This window comes from Pseudomonas sp. FFUP_PS_473 (assembly GCF_002858665.1).
Lineage (GTDB): Bacteria > Pseudomonadota > Gammaproteobacteria > Pseudomonadales > Pseudomonadaceae > Aquipseudomonas > Aquipseudomonas defluvii.
In genome coordinates this window covers 14,071-29,694 of the sequence record NZ_PJQQ01000051.1, presented here as the reverse complement: position 1 = coordinate 29,694, position 15,624 = coordinate 14,071, and the positions used below count along the sequence as shown (strand labels likewise).

Annotated in this window: 15 protein-coding genes; 10 read left to right on the top strand and 5 right to left on the bottom strand. The window is 58.8% G+C overall.

From position 1 onward, the window contains the following. Positions 1–269 precede the first annotated feature (269 nt). On the bottom strand, positions 270–1,487 hold the full coding sequence (locus CYD26_RS23195; RefSeq protein ID WP_065761933.1) for an argininosuccinate synthase: 1,218 nt from the start codon (positions 1,485–1,487) through the stop codon (positions 270–272). Positions 1,488–1,622: 135 nt separating this feature from the next. After that, positions 1,623–2,603 carry an OmpA family protein gene (locus CYD26_RS23190; protein ID WP_102053777.1) on the bottom strand — a complete coding sequence of 327 codons (981 nt, stop codon included), beginning with the start codon at positions 2,601–2,603 and terminating at the stop codon, positions 1,623–1,625. A 131-nt stretch (positions 2,604–2,734) separates the two neighbouring features. On the opposite strand from CYD26_RS23190, the gene pyrC reads away from it, so the two are divergent. Continuing rightward, a complete protein-coding gene (pyrC, locus tag CYD26_RS23185; RefSeq protein ID WP_102053776.1) occupies positions 2,735–3,781 on the top strand; it encodes a dihydroorotase in 1,047 nt (348 codons plus the stop codon). Then, complete coding sequence (gene rnt, locus CYD26_RS23180; protein WP_099775617.1) at positions 3,778–4,449, top strand: ribonuclease T; 672 nt, start codon at positions 3,778–3,780, stop codon at positions 4,447–4,449. The genes pyrC and rnt overlap by 4 nt, the downstream gene beginning before the upstream one ends. Before the next feature lie 59 nt (positions 4,450–4,508). On the opposite strand, the gene CYD26_RS23175 is transcribed toward rnt, so the two are convergent. Continuing rightward, the gene (locus tag CYD26_RS23175; protein WP_065759316.1) at positions 4,509–5,111 is read right to left on the bottom strand and encodes a peroxiredoxin; all 603 of its coding nucleotides are present in this window, start codon (positions 5,109–5,111) and stop codon (positions 4,509–4,511) included. A gap of 235 nt (positions 5,112–5,346) precedes the next feature. On the opposite strand from CYD26_RS23175, the gene CYD26_RS23170 reads away from it, so the two are divergent. Together CYD26_RS23170 and bfr are read left to right on the top strand one after the other, a co-directional pair. After that, the gene (locus CYD26_RS23170) at positions 5,347–5,565 is read left to right on the top strand and encodes a bacterioferritin-associated ferredoxin (protein ID WP_065759317.1); all 219 of its coding nucleotides are present in this window, start codon (positions 5,347–5,349) and stop codon (positions 5,563–5,565) included. Positions 5,566–5,763: 198 nt separating this feature from the next. Then, a complete protein-coding gene (gene bfr / locus CYD26_RS23165) occupies positions 5,764–6,234 on the top strand; it encodes a bacterioferritin (RefSeq protein ID WP_065759318.1) in 471 nt (156 codons plus the stop codon). A 64-nt stretch (positions 6,235–6,298) separates the two neighbouring features. On the opposite strand, the gene grxD is transcribed toward bfr, so the two are convergent. Then, positions 6,299–6,634 (bottom strand): Grx4 family monothiol glutaredoxin, encoded by a 336-nt coding sequence (gene grxD / locus CYD26_RS23160; RefSeq protein WP_065759319.1) that lies wholly within the window; start codon positions 6,632–6,634, stop codon positions 6,299–6,301. Between the two features lie 481 nt (positions 6,635–7,115). Between grxD and argF the strand changes: the two genes are divergently transcribed. Further along, positions 7,116–8,036 carry an ornithine carbamoyltransferase gene (gene argF / locus CYD26_RS23155; protein ID WP_065759320.1) on the top strand — a complete coding sequence of 307 codons (921 nt, stop codon included), beginning with the start codon at positions 7,116–7,118 and terminating at the stop codon, positions 8,034–8,036. Further along, positions 8,033–9,142: an ABC transporter ATP-binding protein gene (locus CYD26_RS23150; RefSeq protein ID WP_099775618.1), complete on the top strand. Its 1,110-nt coding sequence runs from the start codon at positions 8,033–8,035 to the stop codon at positions 9,140–9,142. The genes argF and CYD26_RS23150 overlap by 4 nt, the downstream gene beginning before the upstream one ends. Positions 9,143–9,197: 55 nt before the next feature. Here the strand turns inward: CYD26_RS23150 and ybaK are convergent, their stop codons facing one another. Next, positions 9,198–9,668: a Cys-tRNA(Pro) deacylase gene (gene ybaK / locus CYD26_RS23145; protein WP_065759322.1), complete on the bottom strand. Its 471-nt coding sequence runs from the start codon at positions 9,666–9,668 to the stop codon at positions 9,198–9,200. 314 nt (positions 9,669–9,982) lie between these two features. Here ybaK and CYD26_RS23140 point away from each other — a divergent pair, with 314 nt between their 5' ends. The 4 genes from CYD26_RS23140 (at position 9,983) to glpD (ending at position 15,035) form a co-directional block, all read left to right on the top strand. Then, positions 9,983–10,834 (top strand): MIP/aquaporin family protein, encoded by an 852-nt coding sequence (locus tag CYD26_RS23140; protein WP_102053775.1) that lies wholly within the window; start codon positions 9,983–9,985, stop codon positions 10,832–10,834. A gap of 66 nt (positions 10,835–10,900) precedes the next feature. After that, positions 10,901–12,403 carry a glycerol kinase GlpK gene (gene glpK / locus CYD26_RS23135; RefSeq protein ID WP_065759324.1) on the top strand — a complete coding sequence of 501 codons (1,503 nt, stop codon included), beginning with the start codon at positions 10,901–10,903 and terminating at the stop codon, positions 12,401–12,403. 166 nt (positions 12,404–12,569) lie between these two features. Continuing rightward, positions 12,570–13,325: a DNA-binding transcriptional repressor GlpR gene (glpR, locus tag CYD26_RS23130; protein WP_099775620.1), complete on the top strand. Its 756-nt coding sequence runs from the start codon at positions 12,570–12,572 to the stop codon at positions 13,323–13,325. A gap of 171 nt (positions 13,326–13,496) precedes the next feature. Beyond that, positions 13,497–15,035 (top strand): glycerol-3-phosphate dehydrogenase, encoded by a 1,539-nt coding sequence (gene glpD, locus CYD26_RS23125; protein ID WP_256588064.1) that lies wholly within the window; start codon positions 13,497–13,499, stop codon positions 15,033–15,035. Positions 15,036–15,624: the final 589 nt, after the last annotated feature.

Genomic DNA, 15,624 nt, shown 5'->3' with positions numbered 1-15,624 from the left:
GCGGCATCTCGTTCAATTTCGGAATTAGCGCGCTCCGATTTTTTAACTAGCTGTTGCACTTGCTCCTTGAGGCCGCCCTTTCACCCAGTAACGGAAGTGGAGAGTCGTTGGTTTTTTACAATATGGATGCTGGTATTCAAACGACGATTACCAATAAACCCATGTCCTCCACACCCCATAAGGCATGGCCATGCACAGACCCACAGTAATAAAAACGATGAATAAAAAAACCCGGCCAAGGCCGGGTTTTTTTCAAACGAGGAGAATGCTTAAATCAGCGAACGCCCCTTGTTTGCGGCAATGCGCATGCGCAAGGCGTTCAGCTTGATGAAGCCCGCTGCATCGGCCTGGTTGTAAGCACCGCCATCTTCCTCGAAGGTAGCAATGTTGGCGTCGAACAGCGAGTCATCAGACTTGCGACCTGTCACGATCACGTTGCCCTTGTACAGCTTCAGACGTACAACACCGTTCACGTTCACCTGCGAAGCGTCGATCATTTGCTGCAGCATCAGACGCTCTGGGCTCCACCAGTAACCGGTGTAGATCAGGCTGGCGTACTTCGGCATCAGCTCATCTTTCAAGTGAGCGACTTCACGGTCGAGGGTGATCGACTCGATGGCGCGGTGTGCACGCAGCATGATGGTGCCGCCCGGGGTTTCGTAGCACCCACGAGACTTCATGCCGACATAGCGGTTTTCGACGATATCCAGACGCCCGATGCCGTTCTCGCCGCCGATGCGGTTGAGGGTTGCCAGCACGGTAGCGGGGGTCATTTCCACGCCGTCGATAGCAACGATGTCACCGTTGCGGTAGGTCAGTTCGATGTAGGTCGGTACGTCCGGCGCGTTTTCCGGCGACTTGGTCCAACGCCACATGTCTTCTTCGTGCTCGGTCCAGGTATCCTCAAGCACACCGCCCTCATAGGAGATATGCAGCAGGTTGGCGTCCATCGAGTACGGCGACTTCTTCTTGCCGTGACGCTCGATTGGAATCGCGTGCTTCTCGGCATAGTCCATCAGCTTTTCACGCGAGAGCAGGTCCCACTCGCGCCATGGCGCAATAACCTTCACGCCTGGCTTGAGCGCGTAGGCACCCAGCTCGAAACGTACCTGGTCGTTGCCCTTGCCGGTCGCGCCATGAGAAATGGCATCGGCGCCGGTTTCGTTGGCGATTTCGATCAGACGCTTGGCAATCAGCGGACGAGCGATGGAGGTACCCAGCAGGTACTCACCTTCGTAAACGGTGTTGGCGCGGAACATCGGGAACACGAAGTCACGCACAAACTCTTCGCGCAGGTCGTCGATGTAGATCTCTTTGACACCCATGGCCTGAGCCTTGGCGCGGGCCGGTTCGACCTCCTCGCCCTGCCCCAGGTCGGCGGTGAAGGTCACCACTTCGCAGTTATAGGTATCTTGCAGCCACTTGAGAATTACCGAAGTATCAAGGCCGCCGGAATACGCCAGTACGACCTTTTTTACGTCCGCCATGCCATCACTCCACGGGGTTGTACGGAAAACCGATGATTCTACCGGTCTTACCGCAACATTTACAGTGGGGCGACAGCTTGTGACGACAAAGCGACAGGAACGGTCGAGGGCGCGACGGACGGTCGCCCCTCAACCTCAGGACTTAACGGCCGGCTTGGCAACAGAGGTGTTGGCTGCAGGCACTTGGCCCGGTGCTGTCGACGCCGCATCAGGTGCCTTGCCAAGCGGCTTTTCGCTGGCGGCTTCTACCGGCTTTTCAACGGGCGCCACACGGTCCAACTGAATGTTCACGCGGCGATTGCGCGAGCGGTTGGCCGGGCTGTTGTTCGGTGCAAGTGGATACCGCTCACCATGGAAACGCAGCGTGATCTGCTCTTCTGCAATACCGTGGCTTTTAAGATAATCCATGACGGCCAGCGCACGCCGACGTGACAGGTCACGGTTGGTCAGGCGATTGCCACTGTTGTCCGAGTGGCCATCAAGCTCAATATGATTGACCGTAGGATCAGCCTTGAGGAAGTCGAGGATGATGTCCAGTCGCGCTTGGGCATTGGCATCCAGGTCGATACCGCCACCCGGGAAGTCGACCCGGGTCTGACGCACCTGGTCGTAGTTCATCGGCAACAACTTGGCCGCACAGACCTGGTAGTCACCGTAGGCCTGGCCAAACTTGACCGGCAACACGCGCACTTCCATCGCCCGCCCCGCCTCACCCGCATAATTGCGGACCACGGTACTGCGGCCGTCCAGCAAGCCATTGATCAAACGGCTGGCCTGGCCTTGCGTGCTGTTGAACAGCACACCGTTACGGGCCATGCGCACAGTGCCCAGGTTGATATCGCCACGCCCGGGCTGCCACGGCGCGGCGGCGGCCAGCAAGGTTGCCGAACCTGTCCCCAGTACATTGCTGTTCGAACGCAACTGGAAGGTCGGCTGTTCGCCCGCGCGACGCACGAACTCACCGGAGCCGAAATTGGCAATCGGCTGGATCAATCGGCACTCGAACTGATCACCCTCGACCTTCCACTCGACGCTTTCCAGACGCGTCTGGAAAGTAAGTGCCATGGCAGGCAGGCTGGCAAACATGCTGAGCAGGGCTAGATAATGCTGGCGCACGGGCGGCTCCACAAATTTTTCACGGCATACCTGCAAGGTATCGGTAGGCCCTGGCAAAACTTGATAGCGAGTGCTCGGCCCCGGCTTTTCCGGTAGCATTCACCTTGAGTTCGACCCGCCTGGAATCCCCAATGTCCGACCGCCTGACCCTCCTGCGTCCTGACGACTGGCATATCCATCTTCGTGATGGTGCCGTCCTGCCCCACACCGTTGGCGATGTGGCGCGCACCTTTGCCCGCGCGATCATCATGCCAAACCTGGTACCACCAGTGCGCAACGCCGCCGAAGCCGGCGCCTATCGCGAGCGTATCCTCGCGGCCCGTCCGGCTGGTAGCCGCTTCGAGCCGTTGATGGTCCTGTACCTCACCGACCGTACCCAACCCGAGGAAATCCGCGCGGCCAAAGCCAGCGGTTTCGTCCACGCCGCCAAGCTTTATCCAGCGGGTGCGACCACCAACTCGGACTCGGGTGTCACCAGCATCGACAACATCTTCCCGGTGCTCGAGTCCATGGCTGAAGTCGGCATGCCGCTACTGGTACACGGTGAAGTAACGCGTAGCGAGGTCGACGTCTTCGACCGCGAGAAGCAGTTCATCGACGAACACATGCGCCGCGTAGTCGAGCGTTTCCCGACGCTTAAAGTGGTCTTCGAACACATTACAACGGCCGATGCCGTGCAGTTCGTGACAGAAGCACCGGCCAACGTCGGGGCAACCATTACTGCTCAGCACCTGCTGTACAACCGCAACCACATGCTGGTCGGTGGCATTCGCCCGCACTACTACTGCCTGCCTATCCTCAAGCGCAATACGCACCAGGTCGCCCTGCTCGATGCCGCTACCAGCGGCAACAGCAAGTTCTTCCTGGGCACCGACTCGGCGCCGCATGCCCGTCACGCCAAGGAAGCCGCCTGCGGTTGTGCCGGCTGCTACACCGCCTACGCCGCTATCGAGCTGTATGCCGAAGCATTCGAGCAGCGCAATGCGCTGGACAAACTCGAAGGTTTCGCCAGCCTGCATGGCCCTGCGTTCTACGGCCTGCCGGCCAATACCGACACTATTACCCTGGTCCGCGAAAGCTGGACCGCCCCGGATAGCCTGCCATTCGGCGAGCACACCGTGGTACCGCTGCGCGCCGGTGAACAACTGCGCTGGCGCCTGCTGGAGACAAATGCGTGAGTGATGATCACTTCGACCTCGACCAGGAAGGTCATAGCGGCGGCCCGCGTCACCCGATGGCCGAACGCTTTCGTGGTTACCTGCCAGTAGTAGTGGATGTCGAGACGGGCGGTTTCAACTGCGCAACCGACGCCTTGCTGGAAATTGCCGCCGTGACCATCGGCATGGATGAGAAAGGTTTCCTGTTCCCCGAGCACACCTATTTCTTCCGTGTCGAACCGTTTGAAGGCGCCAATATTGAACAGGCCGCACTGGAGTTCACCGGCATCAAGCTGGACCATCCGCTACGCATGGCTGTTAGCGAGGAGGCCGCGCTAACCGACATTTTCCGTGGTGTGCGCAAGGCCTTGAAGGCCAATGGCTGCAAGCGGGCAATTCTGGTCGGCCACAACAGCAGTTTCGACCTGGGCTTCCTCAATGCCGCGGTAGCCCGGAACGATATGAAGCGCAACCCGTTTCATCCGTTCTCCAGCTTCGACACGGCTACCCTGGCGGGCCTGGCCTATGGCCAGACCGTACTGGCCAGGGCCTGTCAAAGTGCCGACATCGACTTTGACGGACGTGAAGCACATTCGGCTCGCTATGACACCGAAAAAACCGCCGAGCTGTTCTGCGGTATCGTCAACCGCTGGAAACAAATGGGCGGCTGGCAAGACTTCGACGACTGAAGTCGACAGCCACGCATAAAAAAACCGGCCACTGGGGCCGGTTTTTTTATGCGTGGTGCTTACAGCTTGCCAGCATTCTCGCTCAGGTAAGCAGCAACGCCTTCTGGCGAAGCGGTCATGCCCTTGTCGCCTTTTTTCCAGTTGGCAGGGCAGACTTCGCCGTGCTCTTCGTGGAATTGCAGGGCGTCGACCAGACGCAGCAGCTCGTCCATGTTACGGCCCAGCGGCAGGTCGTTGACGATTTGCGAACGGACCACACCGTTGGTGTCGATCAGGAACGCGCCACGGAAGGCTACGCCACCTTCGGACTCAACGTCATAGGCCTTGCAGATCTCGTGGGAGATGTCAGCGGCCAGGGTGTATTTGACCGGGCCGATACCGCCGTTGTTGACGGGGGTATTACGCCAGGCATTGTGGGTGAAATGCGAGTCGATCGAAACACCGATGACTTCGACGTTACGCGCCTGGAAGTCAGGAATACGGTGGTCCAGGGCGATCAGCTCGGACGGGCAGACGAAAGTGAAGTCCAGTGGGTAGAAGAACACCAGGCCGTACTTGCCCTTGATGGCCGAAGCCAGGTTGAAGCTGTCGACGATCTCGCCATTGCCGAGTACGGCTGGAACCGTGAAATCCGGGGCTTTTTTGCCTACGAGCACGCTCATTCGATATCTCCTGATGTAGTGGAATGGTATGCACAGCAGGGCACATGGCCCACCTGGCATCGCATGGACTGACCATCATACACCGCCCAACGTGTACCGCCGAATTTAAGGGCGGTCACTGACCAGGCTGCCGTCCGTCGCGGCGAACGGGATCACTCAACAAAGTGCTTTGACAAGCATTCTCATTAACATTAAGATCCTCCGCATTGAGCCTTTAGCCACGATGGTCTCCTCTATGTATGTGTGTCTTTGTGTTGGTGTTACCGACGGACAGATCCGCGATGCAATCTACGACGGCTGCTGTAGCTACCGTGACGTACGCGAAGCGACCAATGTGGGCACTCAGTGCGGCAAATGCGCCTGCCTGGCTAAACAAGTCGTACGCGAAACCCTGACCGAGCTGCAAGTGAGCCAGGCTGCACTGCCTTATCCGGTAGAATTTACTGCAGCATAATTCAGACTTTCCAAGAACCGGACCCAGCGTCCGGTTTTTTTATGCCTGCAATTCAAGTGCTTAGGACTAAGACGCGGAACAAAAACATTCTTATTCCTATTAGTTTCTATTTATTATTCAAGAACTTAGGTTTGACAGCAAAAGTTGCCCGGCTCACACTCAGGGCTATTGAGCTCACCTACAGGGCAGGACCCCATCATGAAAGGCGACGTTAGCGTCATCCAGCATCTCAACAAGATCCTCGGAAACGAGCTGGTCGCAATCAACCAATACTTCCTGCATGCCCGTATGTATGAAGACTGGGGCCTGGATAAGCTCGGCAAGCACGAGTACAAAGAATCCATCGATGAAATGAAACACGCTGACAAACTGATCAAGCGGATTCTGTTCCTCGAAGGCATCCCGAACGTGCAGGACCTTGGCAAACTGTTCATTGGTGAGCACACCAAGGAAATGCTCCAGTGCGACCTGAAAATCGAGCAGACAGGTCTAGCCGATCTCAAGGCCGCGATTGCCCACTGCGAAACGGTTGGCGACTTCGGTAGCCGCGAGCTGCTGGAAGACATCCTCGAAGCCGAGGAAGAGCACATCGACTGGCTGGAAACCCAACTGAGCCTGATCGACAAGGTCGGCCTGGAAAACTACCTGCAGTCGCAGATGGGCGAGTAAGCCCGTCTTTCTCGCAGCTAACAAAAAGCCCCGCAATGCGGGGCTTTTTGTTAGCTGACAAGAATCAGGCTTCGGCAGCCTTGGCCTTGGCAGCCGCTTCCTTGATCAGCGTCTGCAGTTCGCCGTTGGCAAACATCTCGGTCATGATGTCACTGCCGCCGACCAGCTCACCGGCCACCCACAATTGTGGGAAGGTTGGCCAGTTGGCGTACTTCGGCAGGTTGGCGCGAATTTCCGGGTTTTGCAGGATGTCCACGTAAGCGAACTTCTCGCCGCAACCCATTACAGCTTGCGCCGCTTTGGCGGAGAAGCCGCACTGCGGGGCATTGGGCGAGCCTTTCATGTAAAGCAGAATGGTGTTGTTGGCAATCTGCTCTTTGATTGTTTCGATGATATCCATGGAGCACCTCGGCTGAACTTTCCGACGCGGTTGTCGGCACGGTGACGCATTGTATCGGAAAGCCGAGCGTGGCGCGCGGCCTTGCCAACATCCCCCTTAGCCCACCGTCCAGGGGCAAATTTAGCGCAACTGGAGCCGTCCGGAGGGCCACGCTTGAGTGAGCAGATACCTTGCGCCGGATATGCGAATGAGCACGTAGCCGGTGCGGTGATGCACTCAACAGCGTGAGCAGCGTTTGCCAAGCCGCTGGCAGGCAGTGTAAAACCTTGTGGCGTACACAAAAAAGCTGTTCCCCATTGGGTTATCGCAGATTCGGCAGTGCCGATGTTGCAGCCCCTCTTGGTAAGACGCGACATTTAATTATAGTATTGCGTCTCCCCCTAATTTCGTCGCCACGTGCGGCTTTCGCCGCAGGTCTCACCCGTTTTTCCAAAAACCGGCTTTAGATGATCTGCGGTCTGTTGCAAAAAGGTAGTCAATGATGAACGCAAGGCACTTTCTCTCCCTGATGGACTGCACCCCCGACGAACTGCTCGGTGTGCTCCGTCGTGGCATCGAGCTGAAGGACCTGCGTAACCGAGGCGTGTTGTTCGAACCCCTGAAGAACCGCGTACTGGGGATGATCTTCGAGAAGTCTTCGACCCGCACCCGCCTGTCATTCGAGGCTGGCATGATCCAGCTCGGCGGCCAAGCCATCTTCCTCTCGCCGCGCGACACCCAGCTGGGTCGCGGTGAGCCGATCAGCGACTGCGCCATCGTCATGTCGCGCATGCTGGATGCGGTGATGATCCGTACCTTCGCCCACAGCACGCTGACCGAGTTCGCCGCCAACTCGCGGGTACCGGTGATCAACGGCCTGTCCGATGACCTGCACCCTTGCCAACTGCTGGCCGACATGCAGACATTCCTCGAACACCGCGGCTCGATCCAGGGCAAAACCGTGGCCTGGATCGGCGACGGCAACAACATGTGCAACAGCTATATAGAAGCCGCCATCCAGTTCGACTTCCAATTGCGCATCGCCTGCCCGGAAGACTACGAGCCGAATCCTCAATTCGTCGCCCAGGCCGGCGACCGCGTCACGATCGTCCGCGATCCGAAAGAGGCTGTGCGGGGCGCCCATCTGGTGAGCACCGATGTCTGGACTTCCATGGGGCAGGAGGAGGAAACTGCACGGCGTCTGAAGACGTTCGCACCTTACCAGGTAACGCGCGAGCTGCTCGACCTCGCTGCCCCCGATGTGTTGTTCATGCATTGCCTGCCTGCTCACCGCGGCGAGGAAATCAGCATGGACCTTCTCGACGACCCACGCTCGGTCGCTTGGGACCAGGCGGAAAACCGTCTGCACGCACAGAAGGCGCTTCTTGAATTCCTTGTTGAACCGGCTTACCACCACGCATGAGTCAACCTTTACTGCTCAACCTTCGCAACCTGGCCTGTGGGTACCAAGGCCAGCGCGTTGTCCAGAACCTCAACCTGCACCTGAACGCCGGCGATATCGGTTGTTTGCTCGGCTCTTCCGGGTGCGGAAAAACCACCACGCTACGCGCCATCGCCGGCTTTGAGCCCGTGCATGAGGGCGAGATACAGCTGGCAGGCGAAGTCATCTCCAAAGCAGGGTTCACCCTCGCACCAGAAAAGCGCCGAATCGGCATGGTGTTCCAGGACTATGCACTGTTCCCTCACCTCACCGTGGCGCAGAACATTGCATTCGGCATTGGCAAACACCCACAACAGCAACACGTGGTCGAGGAAATGCTCGAGCTGGTCAAGCTCGGTGGCCTTGGCCAACGCTACCCTCATGAGCTTTCTGGTGGCCAACAGCAACGGGTTGCACTGGCCCGCGCCTTGGCGCCCGAGCCACAACTGCTGCTGCTTGACGAGCCGTTTTCGAACCTTGATGTCGAACTGCGTCGACGCCTCAGCCATGAAGTGCGTGACATTCTAAAGAGCCGTGGTACCAGCGCGATCCTGGTTACCCACGATCAGGAAGAAGCCTTTGCGGTCAGCGACCATGTCGGTGTGTTCAAGGAAGGTCGACTGGAACAGTGGGATACGCCCTACAACCTGTACCATGAGCCCCTGACCCCCTTCGTGGCCAGCTTCATTGGCCAGGGCTACTTCATTCGCGGTCAACTGACCAGCCCGGAGTCCGTACAGACCGAACTCGGCGAGCTCTGCGGAAATCGCGCCTACACCATGGCCATTGGCAGCGCAGTGGATGTACTGCTGCGGCCAGACGATATCGTCTATGCACCTGACAGCGAGCTCAAGGCTCGCATTGTCGGCAAGAGCTTCCTCGGCGCGTCCACGCTGTATCGCCTGCAACTGGCAACCGGCAGCCAGCTCGAAGCGATATTCCCCAGCCACATCGACCATTTGCCTGGCAGCGAAGTCGGTATCGTGGTTGCGGCAGACCACTTGGTGCTGTTTCCGGCACCCGGCAGCGTTGCCGCACAACTCCAGCCAGGCGACAACGGCGTGCGTCGTTACAGCCCGGCCGCTTGATAGCCAGGGGCGGGCTTGCCCGCCCCACACGCCTTATCGATCCACACAGCAGCTATCAGTCGCGGGCGATCTCGGCAAAGCTTGCCTGCGTGTGGGTCGCCAATACGTCAGCCGCCAACTCAACCTCAAGGCCACGCCGCCCGGCACTGACAAAAATCGTCGGCAGCGGCTGTGCAGACTGATCAATGAACGTGCGCAAGCGCTTCTTCTGCCCCAGCGGGCTGATGCCCCCCAACAGATAACCCGTGGCACGCTGAGCGGCCGCGGGGTCGGCCATCTCGCACTTCTTCACCCCGGCAGCATGGGCCAGGGCCTTGAGGTCCAGGGAACCTGCCACCGGCACCACCGCCACCAGCAACTCGCCCTTTTCACTGCAGGCCAATAGCGTCTTGAACACCCGCGCGGGCTCCAGCCCCAACTTCTCCGCAGCCTCCAGCCCATAAGAAGCCGCTTTGGGGTCATGTTCGTAACTGTGTACGCGATGTTCGGCACGAACCTTTTTCAATAGATCGAGAGCGGGGGTCATGCGGACTCCTGGCAGGCCGTAAAGACAAATTTCGTCGGCTACTTTAGGACAAAACCCACAGAGCAGCTACACAGGGGGCTACATCACGTCCAAGCACAGCCCTTGCAGCGTCCAGCACCATCCTGCAAACCAATAGTCAGATTGTGAATGGCCGTTCACTTTCGACCTTTGACATAAGCGTTTCTTGTCTATATTTTTTCGATTTTGAATATAAGCCAACACCCCCAAAGCCCCTTCCAGCAGAAATTGGGGAATTTCTGCCGGAGCATGTCGAGCGCCAAAGCGCCTCACAACAACAAGAACCGAGGTAACGAATGACCATTGCCCAGCAACAACCGACACTTTCCAGCCAGTGCATGGCCGAGTTCCTGGGAACAGCCTTGTTCATATTTTTTGGCACGGGATGCGTTGCAGCGCTCAAGGTCGCCGGCGCCAGCTTCGGATTGTGGGAGATCAGCATCATCTGGGGCATTGGCGTGAGCATGGCGATCTACCTGACCGCCGGCATCTCCGGCGCTCACCTCAACCCTGCGGTCAGCATTGCCCTGTGCCTGTTCGCAGGTTTTGAAAAACACAAACTGGCGTTCTACATCGTCGCCCAGATCGCCGGTGCTTTCTGCGGCGCTGCGCTGGTGTACACGCTCTACAGCACGCTGTTCTTCGATTACGAACAAACCCATCAGATGCTGCGCGGCACCCAAGGCAGCCTTGAGCTGGCCGCCGTGTTCTCGACCTATCCGCACCCGGCGCTCTCTACCGGCCAGGCTTTCCTGGTTGAGGTGATCATTACCGCCATCCTGATGGCGGTGATCATGGCCCTTACTGACGACAACAACGGCTTGCCACGCGGCGCGCTGGCACCCGTACTGATCGGCCTGCTGATCGCAGTGATCGGCAGCGCGATGGGCCCGCTGACCGGTTTTGCGATGAACCCCGCACGCGATTTCGGGCCTAAACTGATGACCTACCTTACGGGCTGGGGACCAATCGCCTTCACCGGTGGCCGTGAGGTGCCCTATTTTCTGATCCCGGTAATTGCGCCGATCATAGGGGCAAGCCTTGGTGCCGCCCTGTACCGCGGCGTGTTCGCCCGCAACCTGCCCTCTGCAGCGAACATGACCGTCCAGACCGACGACAACCCTCAGGGCAAGACCCAGGCATCCTGATGCCGGGCCAGCGGGCCAACGCCCGCCCTACCCTGACTCCACCTTATTTAGTGCAAGGCCAACGACATGACAGACACCCATAACAAGAACTACATCATTGCCCTGGACCAGGGCACGACCAGTTCGCGGGCCATCATTTTCGACCGGGACGCCAACGTGGTCGGCACCTCGCAGCGCGAGTTCGCACAGCACTACCCTCAGGCTGGCTGGGTCGAGCACGACCCCATGGAGATCTTCGCCACCCAGAGCGCAACCATGGTCGAGGCGCTGGCCCAGGCAGGCCTGAGCCATGATCAAGTGGCGGCCATCGGCATCACCAACCAGCGCGAAACCACCGTGGTCTGGGACAAGGAAACCGGTCGGCCGATCTACAACGCCATCGTCTGGCAGTGCCGACGCAGCACCGAAATTTGCGAACAGCTCAAGCGCGATGGCCTGCAGGACTACATTCGCGAAACCACAGGCCTGGTGACCGACCCCTACTTTTCCGGCACCAAGCTCAAATGGATCCTCGACAACGTCGAGGGTGCCCGCGAGCGCGCTGAAAAAGGCGACCTGTTGTTCGGCACAATCGATACCTGGCTGATCTGGAAATTCTCTGGCGGCAAGGTTCACGTCACCGACTACACCAACGCCTCGCGTACCCTGCTCTTCAACATCCACACCCTGGCGTGGGACGAGAAGATGCTGCAAGTCCTGGGCATTCCTCGCCAAATGCTGCCTGAGGTTCGCGCCTCCTCCGAGGTGTACGGGCACACCAAAAGCGGCATCGCCATTGCAGGCATCGCCGGCGACCAGCAGGCCGCACTGTTCGGCCAGATGTGCGTGGACGCCGGGCAGGCAAAAAACACCTATGGCACCGGCTGCTTTCTGCTGATGAACACCGGAACAAAGGCCGTCACGTCGTCTCACGGCCTGCTCACCACCATCGCCTGCGGCCCTCGCGGCGAAGTGGCTTACGCCCTGGAAGGCGCCGTATTCAACGGTGGCTCCACCGTACAGTGGCTGCGTGACGAACTGAAAATCATCAATGACGCCCACGACACCGAGTACTTCGCCAGCAAGGTCAAGGACAGCAACGGGGTCTACCTGGTGCCAGCGTTCACCGGCCTTGGCGCCCCTTACTGGGACCCCTATGCCCGCGGTGCGCTGTTCGGCCTGACCCGAGGGGTCAAGGTTGACCACATTATCCGAGCGGCCCTGGAGTCGATTGCCTACCAGACCCGGGACGTACTCGACGCCATGCAACAGGATTGCGGCGAACGCCTGAGCGCCCTTCGCGTCGATGGCGGTGCAGTCGCCAACAACTTCCTGATGCAATTCCAGGCCGATATTCTCGGCACCTGCGTTGAGCGCCCACAGATGCGCGAAACCACCGCCCTCGGTGCTGCTTACCTCGCCGGCCTGGCATGCGGCTTCTGGAGTAGCCTGGACGAACTGCGCGGCAAAGCGATCATCGAACGCACGTTCACCCCGCAACTGGATGAAGTGCAGAAAGAAAAACTGTATGCCGGCTGGCTCAAAGCCGTAGACCGCACCCGTGACTGGGAACCGCACGACGAGAACTGAAACCACCGCAGTGCCCCTTGAAGGCAGCGCGAAAACGCTGGGCGTCGGCTTTGCCGGCGCCAAGGCCGCAGGTCAATGCAAGGCGTTGTGCCATCCTCCGGGCTGGTCGTAGGAGATTTCCTCCGGCATCATGGAGAAATTTGCCCGGCCGCCCAAAGGACAGCCCATGAACCTGCCTCCTCGTCAGCAGCAAATCCTCGAACTGGTCCGCGAACGCGGCTATGTCAGCATCGAGGAAATGGCCCAACTGTTCGTCGTGACGCCGCAAACCATTCGGCGGGACATCAATCAACTGGCCGAAGTCAACCTGCTGCGCCGTTACCATGGCGGCGCCGCCTACGACTCCAGCATCGAAAACACCGCCTACGCGATGCGCGCCGATCAGATGCGCGACGAAAAACAACGCATCGCCGAAGCTGTCGCAGCGCAAATTCCCGACCATGCGTCGCTGTTCATCAACATTGGTACCACCACCGAGTCCATTGCGCGCGCGCTGCTCAATCACAACCACCTGAAAATCATCACCAACAACCTTCACGTAGCCTCGATCCTGAGTGCAAAAGACGATTTCGAAGTACTGCTGGCCGGTGGCAACGTACGCCGCGATGGCGGTGTGGTCGGCCAAGCCAGTGTCGACTTCATCAACCAGTTCAAGGTCGACTTCGCCCTGGTCGGCATCAGCGGCATCGATGAAGATGGCAGCCTGTTGGACTTCGACTACCAGGAAGTGCGTGTATCCCAGGCCATCATTGCCAATGCACGGCAGGTCATCCTGGCCGCCGACTCCAGCAAGTTCGGGCGCAACGCGATGGTACGCCTGGGATCAATCAGCCTGGTGGACTGCCTGGTCACCGATCAGCAGCCCGTCGCCGCACTGACTCAGTTGCTCAACCAGCAGAAGATCCGCCTGGAAGTCGTCTAGCCCCTCCCCTCACGGCTGCCGCCAACGACAGCCGCCCATCATGTTCGTTATTTTTCATTTAGACCTGTAGATCAGCATTTTCTATCAAGTCCGGCTAGCGGCGGCTATGCCATTGCGCTAATATTTTCGAAAATGAACATCAATGTTCACATTCAAATTCAGGAGCCGCCCGTGTCCCTCTCCCGCCAAGCGCCCACTACCCTCGATGAAACCTATGACATCGCCGTGATCGGCGGCGGTATCAATGGCGCAGGGATTGCCGCAGATGCAGCAGGGCGCGGGCTGTCAGTGTTGCTTTGCGAAAAAGACGACTTGGCCAGCCATACCTCGTCTGCCAGCAGCAAGTTGATCCATGGTGGCCTGCGCTATCTGGAGCACTATGAGTTTCGCTTGGTACGCGAAGCATTGGCAGAACGCGAAGTACTGCTGGCCAAGGCCCCGCACATCGTCAAGCCGATGCGCTTCGTACTGCCTCACCGCCCTCACCTGCGCCCAGCCTGGATGATTCGCGCGGGCCTGTTCCTCTACGACCACCTGGGTAAACGCAAACGCCTCGGTGCATCGCGTAGCCTGCGCTTCGGTCCGAGCAGCCCGCTGAAGCCGGTGATCACCCGTGGTTTCGAGTATGCCGACTGTGCAGTAGATGACGCCCGCCTGGTGGTACTCAACGCCATGGCGGCCCGGGAAAACGGCGCGCACATCCTGACCCATACCCGCTGCCTCGGCGCTCATCGCGTCAACGGCCTGTGGCGTGTACAAATCGAGCGCGCCGACGGCACCCAACAGACGATCCAGGCCAAGGCACTGGTCAATGCCGCAGGCCCTTGGGTTGCAACGTTCATCAAGGATGACCTGAAGCTCGATACCTCCTACGGGATTCGCCTGATCCAGGGCAGCCACCTGATTGTGCCGAAGCTGTACGAAGGCGAGCACGCCTACATCCTGCAGAATGAAGACCAGCGCATTGTGTTTGCCATTCCGTATCTGGAGCGCTTCACCCTGATTGGCACGACAGACCGCGAGTACAATGGCGACCCCAACAAGGTGGTCATCACCGAGGCGGAAACCGACTACATGCTCAAGGTGGTCAATGACCACTTCAAACACCCGTTAAGCCGTGCCGATATCGTCAACAGTTACTCTGGTGTTCGTCCGCTGTGCAACGACGAGTCGGACAATCCATCGGCCATCACGCGCGATTACACCCTGTCCCTTTCAGCCGAGGCTGAACAAGCGCCTTTGTTGTCGGTGTTTGGCGGCAAACTGACCACTTACCGCAAGCTCGCCGAGTCGGCCATGCGTGAGCTGGCGCCATTCTTCACGCAAATGAAAGGCAGTTGGACTGCCACCGCCCCACTGCCGGGCGGCGAAGACATGAGCACACCCAAGGCGCTGAGCGAGAGCATCCAGGCCCGATACGGCTGGCTGCCAAGTGCCATCGCTCAACGCTGGGCATTGACCTACGGCAGCCGCGTCTGGCGCCTGCTCGAAGGCGTCCAGGGCCCCGAAGACCTCGGTGAAGCCATGGGTGGGGGATTGTTCGCCCGCGAGGTGGATTACCTGTGCAGCGAAGAGTGGGCTACCAGCGCCGAGGATATTCTCTGGCGGCGAACCAAGCTTGGGCTGTTCACCAGCCCAGCCGAGCAAGAGAAACTAAAGCAGTACCTGCTCCGCGTCGCACTGAACCGCAGCAAGTCCGAAGCGGCCTGAGCCGTTTGACTCACAGGTGACAGCGCATAAAAAATCCGACACCAGAATCTGGTATCGGATTTCCGAGAGGTCCGCTCACGCTCATGTGCCGAACCAAACGGCACTGAGCCTGAGCGGAACGTTTTGCCCGGGTTAGGCGAACCTAAACTGTTACGTTCGCCCGACTCAGGTCAAGCCTTGCGCCAGCCGTGTCCATGCTCGGCATCTTCGTCGTCATCATCACCGCCGTTGCTGGATTCAACGAAATACTGCTTCATTGCTGTACTCATGATGCTCTCCTTGTAAGTTCTCTGGCTCCGTTGCCAGCAAGGTCATACTGCTTTCTAGGCCGTACCTGGAGCAGCAGGCAATGTTTCCGGGCGCCCGCCGTTTGCGGGATCAACCGCTCTCAACTACCCCCGCCTCCCCTGGAAATCAACACCTGCACACGCACGTATGCCACCCTAAAAGCGTTCGGCCTTCCGAACGCGTCACATGACGATGTTCGGCAAGCCGTACGAATAAGCGCCATCAAAAACTGAAAAATCAAATTAATATTCAATAAAATCATAGCGTTACAATAGATTCCGGGGCTTGGCACGACTCATGC

Coding starts and splice junctions, on each gene's coding strand:
- CYD26_RS23150 (WP_099775618.1), top strand. CDS start 8,033: ATGAGTCAACCTTTACTGCTCAACCTTCGCAACCTGGCCTGTGGGTAC.
- argF (WP_065759320.1), top strand. CDS start 7,116: ATGAACGCAAGGCACTTTCTCTCCCTGATGGACTGCACCCCCGACGAA.
- CYD26_RS23175 (WP_065759316.1), bottom strand. CDS start 5,111: ATGAGCGTGCTCGTAGGCAAAAAAGCCCCGGATTTCACGGTTCCAGCC.
- CYD26_RS23195 (WP_065761933.1), bottom strand. CDS start 1,487: ATGGCGGACGTAAAAAAGGTCGTACTGGCGTATTCCGGCGGCCTTGAT.
- bfr (WP_065759318.1), top strand. CDS start 5,764: ATGAAAGGCGACGTTAGCGTCATCCAGCATCTCAACAAGATCCTCGGA.
- ybaK (WP_065759322.1), bottom strand. CDS start 9,668: ATGACCCCCGCTCTCGATCTATTGAAAAAGGTTCGTGCCGAACATCGC.
- CYD26_RS23140 (WP_102053775.1), top strand. CDS start 9,983: ATGACCATTGCCCAGCAACAACCGACACTTTCCAGCCAGTGCATGGCC.
- CYD26_RS23170 (WP_065759317.1), top strand. CDS start 5,347: ATGTATGTGTGTCTTTGTGTTGGTGTTACCGACGGACAGATCCGCGAT.
- pyrC (WP_102053776.1), top strand. CDS start 2,735: ATGTCCGACCGCCTGACCCTCCTGCGTCCTGACGACTGGCATATCCAT.
- glpR (WP_099775620.1), top strand. CDS start 12,570: ATGAACCTGCCTCCTCGTCAGCAGCAAATCCTCGAACTGGTCCGCGAA.
- glpK (WP_065759324.1), top strand. CDS start 10,901: ATGACAGACACCCATAACAAGAACTACATCATTGCCCTGGACCAGGGC.
- grxD (WP_065759319.1), bottom strand. CDS start 6,634: ATGGATATCATCGAAACAATCAAAGAGCAGATTGCCAACAACACCATT.